The 12,590-nt window shown below is 64.6% G+C and carries 12 protein-coding genes; 4 read left to right on the top strand and 8 right to left on the bottom strand.

What is annotated here, in order from left to right:
* Nucleotides 1-119 precede the first annotated feature (119 nt).
* Genes HMPREF3173_RS00315 through HMPREF3173_RS00305 form a run of 3 tightly spaced genes read right to left on the bottom strand, consistent with a single transcriptional unit; the run spans nt 120 to nt 2,769 of the window.
* Nucleotides 120-1,184 (bottom strand): YkvI family membrane protein, encoded by a 1,065-nt coding sequence (locus tag HMPREF3173_RS00315; RefSeq protein WP_070571055.1) that lies wholly within the window; start codon nt 1,182-1,184, stop codon nt 120-122.
* Between the two features lie 58 nt (nt 1,185-1,242).
* Nucleotides 1,243-1,620 (bottom strand): RidA family protein, encoded by a 378-nt coding sequence (locus HMPREF3173_RS00310; RefSeq protein ID WP_043215883.1) that lies wholly within the window; start codon nt 1,618-1,620, stop codon nt 1,243-1,245.
* 12 nt (nt 1,621-1,632) lie between these two features.
* The gene (locus HMPREF3173_RS00305) at nt 1,633-2,769 is read right to left on the bottom strand and encodes an NAD(P)/FAD-dependent oxidoreductase (protein ID WP_070571054.1); all 1,137 of its coding nucleotides are present in this window, start codon (nt 2,767-2,769) and stop codon (nt 1,633-1,635) included.
* A gap of 112 nt (nt 2,770-2,881) precedes the next feature.
* On the opposite strand from HMPREF3173_RS00305, the gene HMPREF3173_RS00300 reads away from it, so the two are divergent.
* Nucleotides 2,882-3,505: a helix-turn-helix domain-containing protein gene (locus tag HMPREF3173_RS00300; protein ID WP_070571053.1), complete on the top strand. Its 624-nt coding sequence runs from the start codon at nt 2,882-2,884 to the stop codon at nt 3,503-3,505.
* A gap of 140 nt (nt 3,506-3,645) precedes the next feature.
* On the top strand, nt 3,646-4,431 hold the full coding sequence (locus tag HMPREF3173_RS00295; protein WP_043215886.1) for a sulfite exporter TauE/SafE family protein: 786 nt from the start codon (nt 3,646-3,648) through the stop codon (nt 4,429-4,431).
* A gap of 74 nt (nt 4,432-4,505) precedes the next feature.
* Here HMPREF3173_RS00295 and HMPREF3173_RS00290 read toward each other — a convergent pair whose 3' ends face one another.
* From HMPREF3173_RS00290 to HMPREF3173_RS00270, 5 genes are all read right to left on the bottom strand, one after another.
* Nucleotides 4,506-5,042, bottom strand: coding sequence for a histidine phosphatase family protein (locus HMPREF3173_RS00290; RefSeq protein ID WP_070571052.1), 537 nt, complete (start codon nt 5,040-5,042; stop codon nt 4,506-4,508).
* A 36-nt stretch (nt 5,043-5,078) separates the two neighbouring features.
* Nucleotides 5,079-5,411, bottom strand: a complete 333-nt coding sequence (locus HMPREF3173_RS00285; protein ID WP_070571051.1) for a DUF3325 domain-containing protein — start codon at nt 5,409-5,411, stop codon at nt 5,079-5,081.
* Complete coding sequence (locus HMPREF3173_RS00280; protein ID WP_070571050.1) at nt 5,408-6,937, bottom strand: PepSY-associated TM helix domain-containing protein; 1,530 nt, start codon at nt 6,935-6,937, stop codon at nt 5,408-5,410. The genes HMPREF3173_RS00285 and HMPREF3173_RS00280 overlap by 4 nt, the downstream gene beginning before the upstream one ends.
* Entirely contained in the window at nt 6,934-7,221 is a 288-nt protein-coding gene (locus HMPREF3173_RS00275; RefSeq protein ID WP_070571049.1) for an iron transporter, read from the bottom strand. The genes HMPREF3173_RS00280 and HMPREF3173_RS00275 overlap by 4 nt, the downstream gene beginning before the upstream one ends.
* Nucleotides 7,222-7,297: 76 nt before the next feature.
* The gene (locus tag HMPREF3173_RS00270) at nt 7,298-9,538 is read right to left on the bottom strand and encodes a TonB-dependent siderophore receptor (RefSeq protein ID WP_070571048.1); all 2,241 of its coding nucleotides are present in this window, start codon (nt 9,536-9,538) and stop codon (nt 7,298-7,300) included.
* Nucleotides 9,539-9,925: 387 nt separating this feature from the next.
* Here HMPREF3173_RS00270 and HMPREF3173_RS00265 point away from each other — a divergent pair, with 387 nt between their 5' ends.
* Both HMPREF3173_RS00265 and HMPREF3173_RS00260 read left to right on the top strand, forming a co-directional pair.
* Complete coding sequence (locus tag HMPREF3173_RS00265) at nt 9,926-11,209, top strand: arsenic transporter (RefSeq protein ID WP_070571047.1); 1,284 nt, start codon at nt 9,926-9,928, stop codon at nt 11,207-11,209.
* A gap of 158 nt (nt 11,210-11,367) precedes the next feature.
* On the top strand, nt 11,368-12,585 hold the full coding sequence (locus tag HMPREF3173_RS00260) for an MFS transporter (protein WP_070571046.1): 1,218 nt from the start codon (nt 11,368-11,370) through the stop codon (nt 12,583-12,585).
* Nucleotides 12,586-12,590: the final 5 nt, after the last annotated feature.

Raw genomic sequence — 12,590 nt, 5'->3', positions numbered from 1 at the left:
GTATCGCGCCGTTCTCAGGCCCGGCGCAGTACACGTGGGAGCCGGCGCGGCCTCGCCTGGTCCTACCGATTCTGCGCAAAACCCTGTGGGAGTGGGTTTGGCTGCGCAGCAGCCCCTCGTCAGGCCAGCGCCACCTTGCGCACCTTGCCCCGACGCACCCAGCCCAATAGCACCGCGGCCATCAGCACGAAGCCCAGGTAACCGAAGAAGGGATACACCTCGCCCACCAGGCTGATGAACCCAACCAGGCTGCACACGAATGCAGCAACCCCGGTCAATACCGCACCCCAGCGAAACGTCGTCGTCCCGGCTGGCAACAGTCGCGACAGGAAGGAAAACAACGTCCCCACGGCCGTGTTGACGATCATCCCGAAGATGATCAAGCACATCACCATCCCCAGCAGCGGCGAAACTTCATTGGCGATCGACAACATCGGCATGGGCAGTTCGGCCACGCTATCCAGGCGCGACAGCAAACCTGCACTCATCACCAACATCAGCCCCCCGAGCGCCGCGCCGCCGATAAGACCGCCCCAGATGGCCGTCTTCTCACCCTTGGCCGACCCGCCGAGAATGGCCAGGATCGGCGCACCGGCCACGATGTTGTAGGACACATAGAGGAATGCCCCCAACAACCAGTGCCGGGTGCCGGCCTCTTGCTGGCTGGCCAAGCGGTCGAGTTCAGCGAAGCTCTGCTCGCGTGAGAGCACGGCGTACAAGGCAATCGCCGAGGCCACCAGAATCAACAGCGGGGTGATGGCGCCAATGGCGACGATCACCTTCTGCACATCCAGGCACACGATGGCCACCACCAGCACCGTCACCAGCACACTGCCCGCCAGGGCCGGTACGCCGAACTGCTGCTCGAGCAAGGCGCCACCGCCAGCCAACATGACCACGGTGACGGCAAACATGAAAAAGGTGATCAGCCAATCGACGAACAACCCCAGGTGACGCCCGCAAATGGCCTGAATCACGTCCTTGTGGGACGTTGCCTGCTGACGATTGCCCAGCCCCGCCAGGGCCATGCCCAGGAAGGTAAACAACGCGGCGCTGACCAACGCCCCGACCAAGCCCCAGACGCCAAAATCGACGAAGAACAGCAACAGTTCCCGTCCGGACGCGAAGCCCGCCCCCACGATCACGCCGATGAAGGCACCGGCGATCTTCAGCTGCTCTTGCATGTGAACCTCTGGCTTTATTGTTGTTGTCGTTCAAAGGGGTGTCGTGCCCCGGCTCGCCTCAGTCCTGGCCGATGAACGCCTGCACTTCGATCTCCACATCCACCCCCAGCGCCAAGGCCGAGGCCACAGTCGAGCGTACCGGCAAGGCGTCGCCGAAGACTTCTTTGTAGACCTCGTTGAAGCCCGCGAAGTGAGCCATGTCCGACAGCCATACCGTGGCCTTCACCACCTGATCGAAGCGTGCGCCACAGGCGGCCAGGCTTTCGCCGATGCGCTCGCAGACCGCGCGGGTCTGCGTCTGGATGTCACCGCGGACCACTTCACCGCTGGCGCTCATCGGCACCTGCCCGGACAGGAACAAAAAGCCGCCGGCCTTCACCGCGCGTGAGAACGGGAACGGCAGGCTGCTGGGGAAACGCTGGATGTCATTGCTCATGGGAATCTCCTATCACGGTTGTGGAAAGCGAGCCGGAGACAAACGCTCCGGTGAAACGCCCTGCGCCACCAGGCTTGGGCAGAGGGGCATACCCAGCAGCAGGTCAGCCGCCAGGCGCGACGCACCAGCGGCTGACTGGATGCCATAGCCGCCTTGCGCCGCCAGCCAGAAGAACGCGGGCGTGCGTGGGTCGAAACCGATCACCAGGTCGCCATCGGCGACGAACGAACGCAGCCCCGCCCAGCTGTGGCTGGGACGTCGGATTTGCAACGTGGTCATGGCTTCGATGTTGTAGATGCCCAGGGCCACGTCCAGCTCCTCGGGCGCGGCATCCTGCGGCTCGACCGGATCGGCGTTGGCAGGCGAACCGAGCAACTGTCCGGCGTCGGGCTTGAAGTAAAAACTTTCATCGACCCCGATCACCGCTGGCCAACGACTGAAGTCCTGCCCATCCGGGCCCGGGAAGGTAAAGGCACTGCGTCGGCACGGCTGCAGACCAACCTTGGCCACGCCACACAGCTCGGCCACTTGATCGGCCCAGGCGCCTGCGGCGTTGACCAACTGCCGGGCCTGCAGATGGCTGCCATCGGCCAGCTCCACCTCCCAGAGGTCGTCGAGGCGATAGGCCCGGGCCAGTTCGGCATTGCAACGCAGCTCGCCCCCGGCAGCGCGATAGCCGCGCAAAAAGCCCTGGTGCAAGGCATGCACGTCCAGGTCCATGGCACCGGGTTCATGCACTGCACCGGCGAGGATGCCCTCGCGCAAGCTCGGCACCAGGGCTAAGGCGCCCTCACGGTCCAGCAGGCTGACGTCGGTCCCGTTGGCCAGGTTCTGTGCGTAGATGGTCTCGAGCAGTTCGCGTTGCTCAGTGCTGGCGACATACAAGCAGCCGCGTGGCTCGAGCAGCGGATGCTCGCAGAAGCCTTCCGGCGGATGCTCGTAGAAAGCACGACTGGAGCGGGTCAGAGCCTGGATCTGCGGCGTTCCGTAGGCCTCCATGAACATGGCGGCCGAACGGCCGGTGGCGTGATAGCCCGGCTGCATTTCCCGTTCGAGCAGCAGTACCCGGCCCTGGCCGGCCAGGCGGTAGCCCAGGGAGGCACCGGCAATGCCCGCGCCGATGATCAGGGTGTCGTAGATCTGTGCCATGGGCGCTCCTGTCGCGCGAATTATCATTTATGAGAATTCTAATATATGAGAATTTCGGTTCGCGCAAGCGTCCAAGGTAAGATGCCGACCAAAGCCGCACACGAGAGTCCCGATGCCCGAAGACCGCACGTCCGCCGCCCAGCGCGCTGGCGCCCTCCCCCTGCTCGACCGCGCCGAGGTCGGCGCGCGCCTGCGCCAGGTACGCAAGGCGCAGCACATGACACTCAAACAACTGTCTGCGCTCAGTGGCGTACCGGTCTCCACCTTGTCGAAGATGGAACTGGCGCAGGTTTCGGTGAGCTACGAAAAACTGGCTGCCGCCGCCCGCGCCTTGAAGCTGGATATCGCCCAGTTGTTTCGTGCCAGCGGCCCGGTGGATACGCCGGTGCCGGCGACCGTGGTGGTCGACTCGCTGCCCGCGGCCCCCGGTTACTCCACCGGCACCTATGACTACCATCCCATCGCTGGCGCCTTCCCTGAGCGCCGCATGACGCCCGCCTACGCCCGCATCATTGCGCGCGAACGTGGCCAGTTCGATGATTTCATCCGCCATCCGGGCCAGGAGTTCGTCCTGGTGCTCAGCGGTCGAGTGCGCATTCTGTTCGAAACGGGTGAAGCGGTGAGCATAGGCCCGCAGGAAACCGCCTATTTCGACAGCCAGGTCGGGCATATCTATCTGTCTGAAAGCGAAGACGGTGGGGATGCACAGGTGATGGTGGTCATGACGGACCGATGAACGGCCCCCCGGTTCATCCGTCCGGACGAAGCAAAAGACGCCCGGTTATAACCTAATAACGAACAAGTCTATTCGGTTATAAAAAAACCTTTATGCTGGCAGCCATCCGATCACGGGCAAGCTTGGGCGTCGAGTAGCGTATGGATGTAGGTTCTTTCGGTTTCACCATCGCGGGGCTGGTTGTAGGTTTCATCGTCGGCATGACCGGCGTCGGCGGTGGCTCGCTGATGACCCCCATCCTGCTCTGGTTCGGCATCAGCCCTGCCACTGCCGTCGGCACTGACCTGTTGTATGCGGCGATCACCAAGGCCAGTGGCGTCTGGGTCCATGCGCGCAACAAGAACGTCGACTGGAAGATCACCGGCCTGCTGAGCCTGGGCAGCGTGCCCGCGGCGGCGCTGACGCTGTGGTTCCTCCACACCTTGCATGCCGACACCTCCGCGCTCAACGCGGTGATCAAGCAAGGCCTGGCCGTGGTGTTGATCCTCACCGCCCTGGCCATCCTGTTCAAATCACGCCTGCAGGCCTTCGCCAGCCGCCACGCGGGCGATCACTACCACCTCAGCGACCGCAGCCTCAATACCCTTACCGTGCTCACGGGCGTGGTGCTGGGCGTGATGGTCACCCTGACGTCCATCGGCGCAGGCGCCCTGGGCACCGTGGCGCTGTTCCTGCTGTATCCCTTCCTGGTCACCCGCCGCCTGGTGGGCACCGAGATTGCCCACGCCGTACCGCTCACCCTGGTGGCTGGCCTTGGCCACGCGGGCATGGGCAATATGGACTGGTCGCTGCTGGGTTACCTGCTGCTCGGCTCGCTGCCAGGCATCTACCTGGGCAGCCATCTCACCGGGCGTATTTCCGACCGTTTGCTACGCCCGTGCCTGGCGGGGATGCTGCTGCTGATCGGCTACAAGCTCGCGTTTTGAAAGGATGGGCGCGCGTCGCGCCCGTTTCGCAGGATCCTCAGACACCGGCGATATTCGTAGGCACTGGCAAGCGTTCAACCCAAACGCAACCGCCACTTCCCCGCTCGGCTCAAGTGCACGCGCGAAAGCGCTGGCACGTCGATAAGCGCAAAGGCCGCCAGCGGAGAGCCCAGCACATGCACCATCGCTGCCCGCATCACCAGCGGATGCGTCACCGCCAGCCACTCTCCCGGCGTATCGAACGCCTCCAGCCAGCTCGCGACGCGCTGGCACAGATGCGCGATGGACTCACCGCCAGGGGGCGCGCAATGGGGGTCTTGCAGCCATTGAGCCAGCGCCTGCGGCTGCTCGGCCTGCAATGCCTTGAGCGCCACGCCTTGCCAGGCCCCCATGTTGCAGTCCGCCAGGGCGGACTCGACCATCGGGCGCGCCCCCAGGCCTGCACAGGTTTCTTGCGCCCGGCACTCCGGCGCACTCAGAAAGCCGGTGCAGGCTGGAAGCGAGGGCCATTGAGCTACCGGCAAAATGTGCTCGTCAGGGTTGGGGAAACACCCGACCTTCTGGGCTGAGGTCAGGGCATGGCAGATGAGGGTCAGGCGCGCGGCTTTCACCAAGGGCTCTCGACATGAGGTGGGCCAGTTAGCCTATCAGACAAATGCCTGCCCCAGCCCCCACAGCGGCAGCAGCCCCACCAGACAGACCGACATGCGTGGCCAGTAAGGCAGCAGCATCACCAGCAACACCGCCGCTAGGGAGATCATCCCGAACCAAGCCACCGGCCCCATGGCCCACCCCCATATCTGTGCGCACAACAACAGGCTGGCCAACAACCCTGCCCAACCGCCCCCTCGCAAGCCCAGGCGCAGCACGCGGGAACACGTGCGCCCCCACACCTGCTTGTGATGTCGCTCCAGCCCCTGGCACAGGCCTGTCATGCCCGCGTAGGCGAACAGCAACGCGCCGAGAATCATGCTCATCATCCCTCGGCCCCCATGGTCCGTCCTACCTTCGCCTTGACCGGTGCCGGCGTGGCCCGCGCAACGCGCAAGGCCGCCAGAGCCAGTCCCACGCCCAGCACCACGCCGGTCACCTCCACACCCAGCCGCAGATGATCCGCCGTGCTGTCAGATGCCCCCAGCGCACCGAGCCCCATGCACAACAGCGCCGCCGCGCTCAACTGCTCGACCCAGGCGCGCTTGGCCGGGCGCAAGCCGGCATGCAGCAGGGCCAGCAACCAGCCGGCAAAGAACACCCGCACCTCCCAGGCTCCGCGCTGGGCCAGTTCGACCGGCAACAGGCGGCTGGCCCACAACAAACCGGCGCAGGCCAGCAACAAGCCGCTGATGAACCCGACGTTGCACACCTCGGCCAGCCGATACCACCGGCGCGCTGAGGCCTCGGCCGTCGCATTGGTGTACTTGCGCCCACGCTTGATGCAAAACAGCACCAGGCCGCTGGCAATCATCGCGCAACTGACCAGGCCACAAACGAAGTACAACCAGCGCATGGGGTAGCCTCCGAACTGGGCGAAGTGCAGGCCGATCATCACCCGCTGGGTCAAGGGCGCCGGACGCAGCTCAGGGACATCGCTGAGCAGTTGGCCGCTCACTCCGTCGAAGACCATGGCCTGGCCCTTGGTCAGGGCAATGCGGTTGCCAAGCTCGGGACGGATCTCGATCCGAGCACCGGTGGTGTTCGGATGGCGGATGTTCAGCCCCCCGATCGGCCCCAAACGCGCCTGGGCCTGGGCCAGCAACGGGGCGATCTCGACCAGCTCTGCCGGCTGCCTGGCCACGGGCTGCGGCGCCTCCTGGCGGCCGCTGCCCTGGGCCTGGAAGTAGGCACGAGGGTCACCTTCGAACAAGGCATCGATCCCGGCCGGGATGTAGATCAGCATGAAGATCACCAACCCGGTGTAGGTGATCATCAGGTGGAACGGCAGCAACAGCACCGCGCTGGCGTTGTGGAAATCCAGCCAGGACCGCTGCCCCTTGTTCGGGCGGAAGGTGAAGAACTCCTTGAAGAGCTTCTTGTGGATGACAATGCCAGTGACCAGCGCCGCCAGCATCACCATGGCCAGCGCACCGACCACGAAGATGCCCCAGTTGCGCGGCAAATCCAGCGTGAAGTGAAAGCGGAAGAAGAAGTTGCCGCCGACGCTGTCACGCACGTTGATCAGCTCGCCCGTCTGTGGGTCCAGTTGCATGCCGACGCCATGGCGCCGGTCGCCGGTGGACACACGCAGGCCCGGCGAGCGCTCGGTCGGCAGGCTGATCCCCCAGTTGTCGGCCTTCGGCTCATGGGCCTGCAGGTAGGCAATGGCCCGCTCGGCGGCATCTGCCTGGGACACCTCACTGGCAGCGATCTCCGGCTGCATCCAGTGGTTGAGCTCCTTGTCGAACACCGCCAAGGTGCCGGTGAGGAAAATGGCGAACAGCAACCAGCCGAAGACCAGCCCGGCCCAGGTGTGCAGCCAGGACATGGATTGGGTGAAGCTGTTCTTCATGCCAGCCACTCCATCGCCTGGGGCCAGAAGCCCACCAGCGCCAGAGGCGCGGCCAGCCCCAGCGGCGCCCAGGCATGCAGGGCGTCGCGGCTGGCGAAGGCCCACAGGATCGCAGCGGTGTAGGACATGAACGACGCCAGCGTGGCGACGATTACCGCATCGCCCGGCGCCAGCGGTAGCAACCGCGCCAGGCAGGCCGTGGCGGCATAGGTGAAGGCGTAGCCGCCAAGCAGTGCAGCGGCGCTGCGCGAGAGAATGGCCAGCCAGGTGGGGTAGGTGTTCATCGATAGCTCCTAACGCCGCTCAGGTCGAAATGGGACTGACGCGCCGCGAGGGGCCGCACAGCGGCCCTCTTGCGTATCAGAACGAGATGTTCAGCGCCGCGAACACCGCACGCCCTGGCTGGTTGTAGGTGTTGGCCCCCGAGCTGCTGGCGTTGCCGCCGCGCAGGATCTGCTTGTCGAAGACGTTGTTCACGCCCACGCGCACGTCGTAGTTGGCGTTGAATGTGTAGCCTGCGCTCACATCCACCAGGCCGTAGGCGTCCACGTCCTGCTGGGCAGTTTTGTCGTAGTCCTGTTGGGTGCGGTAGTTGTAGGTCGGCGACTTCTGCTTGCCAAAGTAGGTACCCGCCACCTGAAACGACAGCTTGTCGGTCGCGCGCCAGTCGAGGGTGCTGTTGACGGTGTACTCGGGAATCACCGACAGCGGCTCGCCGGTGTCACGGTTGTCGTTGTCGAGCATCCAGGTCAGGTTGGTGTTCCAGTCCAGGCTCGGCGTCAGCGCCATGAAGAAGTTGCCCTCGATCCCTTCCACCCGCGCCTTGCCCGCGTTCTCCCACTGGGTCACGCGGCGCCCGCCATTGATGTCGTAGACCACGTCGGTGCCACCGATGATCTTGTTCTGGTAGTCGTTACGGAAGTAGGTCGCGCTGGTGCGCCAGGTGCCACGGTCGTACAACAGGCCGATTTCCTTGTTGACGCTGATCTCGGGCTTGAGGTCGTCGTTGCCCTGCAGGTAGCAGCCACCGGAGTTGCTCTGCTGCGTGCTGCAACCGTTGCCGCGGCTGTAGAGCAAGTAGTTCGGGTTGGACTGGTACAGGTTCGGGGTCTTGTACGCCCGGGCGATACCGCCTTTGACACTTAGCGCATCGGTGAGCTTGTGCGACAGGTTCAGGCTCGGGCTGAAGTTGTCACCGAAGGTCTCGTGATGATCGAAGCGCAGGCCCGGGGTGATGGTGGTGTCGCCGACGATGATGTTGTCTTCGACGAACAACGCATAGCTGCGGGCGGTCATCTTGGTGTCGCTGCGGTCGAAGCCGATGATCGTGTTGTCGCCAGCGCCGCTGGGGTCGAAGCTTTGCGGACGGAACGAGCCCTGGTCGTTGAGCGACTCATAGAGGTACTCGCCACCGAGGGTCAGCACATGCTCGGTGCTGCCCATGGCGAACGGCAGGTTCACTTCGCTGCTCAAGCGTGTGTTGCGCAGGCGCGACATGGCCGAGCCGGCATCGTTGGGCGCCCCCTCGACGCTGCCGGCCAGGCCTTCGTTCAGGCGCCAGTTGCGCACGTACTCGTAGGCCAGCACGGTCTTGCTGGTCCCCCACGTGAAGTCGCCCAGGTGGGTCAAGTCATAGGTGCCGCGCTGCATGACGTTGGTTTCATGGCCATACAGCTCGGACATCAGCTCCAGGTTGCCACCCCCGTTACTGTTCATGGTATCGCCGGCAAAGAGGTTGCCCTGCCGGCTGTAGCCGGCGCTGACTTCAAGGCGGTGCTCGTCGTTGAGCCTCCAGCTCAACAGGCCGTTGATGTCTTTGTTGCGCACCCCTTCCCGGCCGGCCACCAAGGCACTGTTGGCGTGATCGGCGTTGATGTCCAGGTCGTCGGCATCGGTCTTGGCCAGGCCGCCATAGAGGCGAAAACCCAGGTTCTCGGTCAGGCCGCCGCTGAGGTTGAAGTTGGCCCGACGGCTGGCGCCTTCTGCACTGTCCTCGGGCAACTGGGTGAACAGGCTGACGTTGCCCTTGAATGCTTCGGTGGGGCGCTTGGTGATGATGTTCACCACACCGCCCATGGCACCGGAGCCATAACGCGCTGCGGCCGGGCCACGAAGGATTTCGATGCGCTCGACGGCCTCGGCCGGCACCCAGTTGGTCTCGCCACGGGTGTCACGGTCGCCGTTCCAGCCGTAACGCACCGAGTTGCGGGCGCTGGAGGGCTTGCCGTCGATGAGGATGAGGGTGTTTTCCGGGCCCATGCCGCGCAGGTCGATCTGGCGGTTGTTGCCACGCGCGCCGCTGGCGCTGTTGCCGGTCAGGTTGACCCCAGGCTCGCGGCGGATGAGCTCGGACAGGTCATTGGCCGGCGGATGACGCTTGATGTCCTCCTCGGTGATGATCGACGAACCCAGCGCCTGACGAGCCTCGCGCTCGGCGGTGACCAGGGTGTCCTGGATCACCAGCGCATTGCTGTCGATCGGCACTTCCAGCACCTCACCGGCAGGCTTCTCCTCGGCCTGGGCCGCGGTCGCCACCATGGCTGGCGAGGTCAGCGCGACGAAGGCCAGGGCCAGGCTGTTGGGTGAAGTTCTGGGTTGCATGGGGACATCTCCTGCGGTTCATGGGCAAAGGCACGACCCGGCCCGCCAGCCGACGAGCCCTCGCCCACCGACCTTGCAGGCAAATTGCCGGGTCCACAGGGAGGCTGAATATAATGATTCTCAAATGGGTTTAAATCTTATTTACGAAATTTACAGATTGCCGAGGAACTTTCAAACGACGCAGCCGATGGCTCTACGACGGGGTAATCCACTCTCCTAAGAGGCGTCGCGGCGGCAAGGCCGTTGCCCGAATATATGAAATTCCATATATTTGTTTTTCCGCATATTTTGAATCGATCGTTGTTGCATGCTCACGCCGTCCTATTTCCCCCAGCGCCTGGCAGACGAAACCGCCAGTGCGTCACCTGCTGCCAAGGAGCGCGCACGATGCTAGCTGCCGCCGCCGTCTTTCTGTTCACTTTGATTCTGGTCATCTGGCAACCCAAAGGCTTGGGTGTCGGCTGGAGCGCCAGCCTCGGCGCGCTGCTCGCCTTGCTGGTGGGTGCTGTATCGCTGCAGGACATCCCCACGGTCTGGGCGATCATCTGGAACGCCACCGCCACCTTCATTGCCATCATCATCGTCAGCCTGTTGCTGGACGAAGCGGGCTTCTTCGAATGGGCTGCCTTGCACGTGGCCCGCTGGGCGCGCGGCGACGGGCGACGCCTGTTCATGTTCATCGTGCTGCTGGGGGCGGCGGTATCGGCGCTGTTCGCCAATGATGGGGCCGCCTTGATCCTCACCCCGATCGTCATGTCCATGCTGATGGCCTTGCGCTTCTCCCCCGCCGCCACCCTGGCCTTCGTGATGGCCGCTGGGTTCATTGCCGATACAGCGAGCCTGCCATTGGTGGTGTCGAACCTGGTGAACATCGTCTCGGCCGACTATTTCGGCCTGGGCTTCTCGACCTATGCCTCGGTGATGCTTCCGGTCAACTTGGCTGCGGTGCTCGCCACCTTGCTGGTGCTGTTTCTGTACTTTCGGCGAGACATCCCGGCGCACTATGCGCTCGACGACCTCAAGCCCCCAGCCATGGCCATCCGCGACCGCGCCACCTTCCGCGTCGGCGTGTGGGTATTGGTCGCGTTGCTGGCAGGCCTGTTCGTCCTGGAGCCGCTGGGTATCCCCATCAGTGCCGTGGCGGCAGCCTGCGCCGCCGTGCTGTTCATCGTGGCCGCCCGCGGTCATGTGATTGCCACCCGCCGCGTGCTGCGCGAAGCGCCCTGGCAGATAGTGGTGTTTTCCCTGGGGATGTACCTGGTGGTCTACGGCCTGCGAAACGCCGGGCTGACCGACTCGCTCACCGCCCTGCTCGATCGCCTGGCCGCCCAAGGCCTGTGGGCGGCCACTCTGGGCACCGGGTTGGTCGCGGCGCTGCTGTCTTCGGTGATGAACAACATGCCCAGCGTACTGATCGGCGCCCTGTCGATCCATGCCAGCGACGCTCAAGGCGTGGTGCGCGAGGCGATGATCTACGCCAATGTCATCGGCTGCGACCTGGGCCCGAAGATCACCCCCATCGGCAGTCTGGCAACCCTGCTGTGGCTGCATGTGCTGGCGCGCAAAGGCGTGCGTATCACTTGGGGCTACTACTTCAAGGTCGGCATCCTGCTGACCCTGCCGGTGCTGCTTGTCACGCTCTCGGCATTGGCGTTGCGGCTGAGTTTATGAGCCCGAACGTCCTGCGGTGACAATGCCCTGAGCTGACGCGGGCTCGTTGCAGCGTACCTGCGGCTTGGCCGCTCACGTTATCTCAAGCGCCTGTCTCCATGTCCTACAGTGAATACGGTCGCGTCCAGTCGGACGCGGCATGGATTCCGAGGTCTGCGATGCGTGGCGCTGACAACTTCGATTCATCCCCGCCTAGCCGGGCACTCCCCTCCATCCCCCGCAGCGTCTGGGCATTGGGCTTCGTCTCGATGTTCATGGACATCTCGTCGGAGATGATCCACGCCTTGCTGCCACTGTACATGGTGTCGGTGCTGGGCACATCGGTGGTGGCGGTGGGGTTAATCGAGGGCGTGGCCGAGGCGACGGCGTCGATCACCAAGGTGTTTTCCGGCGCGCTCAGCGACTGGCTGGGCAAACGCAAGCTGCTCACTGTGCTCGGCTATGGCCTGGCGGCCTTGACCAAACCGGTCTTTCCGTTGGCCTCAGGTCTGGAATGGCTGACCGCAGCGCGTTTTGTCGACCGTATCGGCAAGGGTATTCGCGGAGCACCGCGTGATGCGTTGATCGCCGATATCACGCCGACTGGGCTGCGCGGCTCGGCTTTCGGCCTGCGCCAGGCGCTGGACACCGTGGGCGCCTTTGTCGGGCCGCTGCTGGCGATCGCGCTGATGTGGCTGACCGCCAGCCACTTCCAGACAGTGTTCTGGGTGGCGGTGATTCCAGCGTTTCTCGCCGTCTTCGTGCTGATCGCCTGCGTCCACGAGCCCGAGGCCCCTACCCCTGGACGGGCGGTGCGCTCGCCATTGGCACTGGACGAGCTGGCGCGACTGGGCCCGGCGTACTGGCGGCTGATCGGTCTGGTCATGGTGTTCACCCTGGCGCGTTTCAGCGAGGCCTTCTTACTCCTGCGCGCCCAGGACATGGGCCTGGCGCCACTCTGGGCACCGGCGGTGCTGGTGCTGATGGCCTTGGCCTATTCGCTGTCGGCCTACCCCGCGGGTGCGCTGTCGGACCGCGTCGGCCGCCGGGGCGTGTTGATGATGGGGCTGGGCTTGCTGATTGCCGCCGACCTGGCGCTGGCCTTGTTGCCGGGCTGGGCCGGGCTGGCATTGGGGGTGGTGGTGTGGGGGCTGCACCTGGGCTTCACCCAAGGCATCTTCAGTGCCTTGATCGCCGACAGCGCACCGGCGAACCTACGCGGCACGGCGTTCGGCCTGTTCAATCTGCTGTCGGGTGTAGCACTGCTGATTGCCAGCGTGATGGCCGGCCTGCTGTGGGATGGGGTCGGCTACCAGGCGACGTTTCTGGTCGGCGCCGCGTTCGCCAGCGCCACCCTCGCCGGGGTGGCGCTGCTGCGTGGCGCGAGCGCGGGTTGAGCCCC

The organism is Pseudomonas sp. HMSC08G10 (assembly GCF_001808425.1).
Lineage (GTDB): Bacteria > Pseudomonadota > Gammaproteobacteria > Pseudomonadales > Pseudomonadaceae > Aquipseudomonas > Aquipseudomonas guariconensis.
The sequence above is the reverse complement of the archived record's forward strand: the minus strand, read 5'-3'. Positions and strand labels throughout refer to the sequence as shown.

Coding starts and splice junctions, on each gene's coding strand:
- HMPREF3173_RS00260 (WP_070571046.1), top strand. CDS start 11,368: ATGCGTGGCGCTGACAACTTCGATTCATCCCCGCCTAGCCGGGCACTC.
- HMPREF3173_RS00280 (WP_070571050.1), bottom strand. CDS start 6,937: ATGAAGAACAGCTTCACCCAATCCATGTCCTGGCTGCACACCTGGGCC.
- HMPREF3173_RS00305 (WP_070571054.1), bottom strand. CDS start 2,769: ATGGCACAGATCTACGACACCCTGATCATCGGCGCGGGCATTGCCGGT.
- HMPREF3173_RS00285 (WP_070571051.1), bottom strand. CDS start 5,411: ATGATGAGCATGATTCTCGGCGCGTTGCTGTTCGCCTACGCGGGCATG.
- HMPREF3173_RS00275 (WP_070571049.1), bottom strand. CDS start 7,221: ATGAACACCTACCCCACCTGGCTGGCCATTCTCTCGCGCAGCGCCGCT.
- HMPREF3173_RS00265 (WP_070571047.1), top strand. CDS start 9,926: ATGCTAGCTGCCGCCGCCGTCTTTCTGTTCACTTTGATTCTGGTCATC.
- HMPREF3173_RS00300 (WP_070571053.1), top strand. CDS start 2,882: ATGCCCGAAGACCGCACGTCCGCCGCCCAGCGCGCTGGCGCCCTCCCC.
- HMPREF3173_RS00310 (WP_043215883.1), bottom strand. CDS start 1,620: ATGAGCAATGACATCCAGCGTTTCCCCAGCAGCCTGCCGTTCCCGTTC.
- HMPREF3173_RS00315 (WP_070571055.1), bottom strand. CDS start 1,184: ATGCAAGAGCAGCTGAAGATCGCCGGTGCCTTCATCGGCGTGATCGTG.
- HMPREF3173_RS00270 (WP_070571048.1), bottom strand. CDS start 9,538: ATGCAACCCAGAACTTCACCCAACAGCCTGGCCCTGGCCTTCGTCGCG.
- HMPREF3173_RS00295 (WP_043215886.1), top strand. CDS start 3,646: ATGGATGTAGGTTCTTTCGGTTTCACCATCGCGGGGCTGGTTGTAGGT.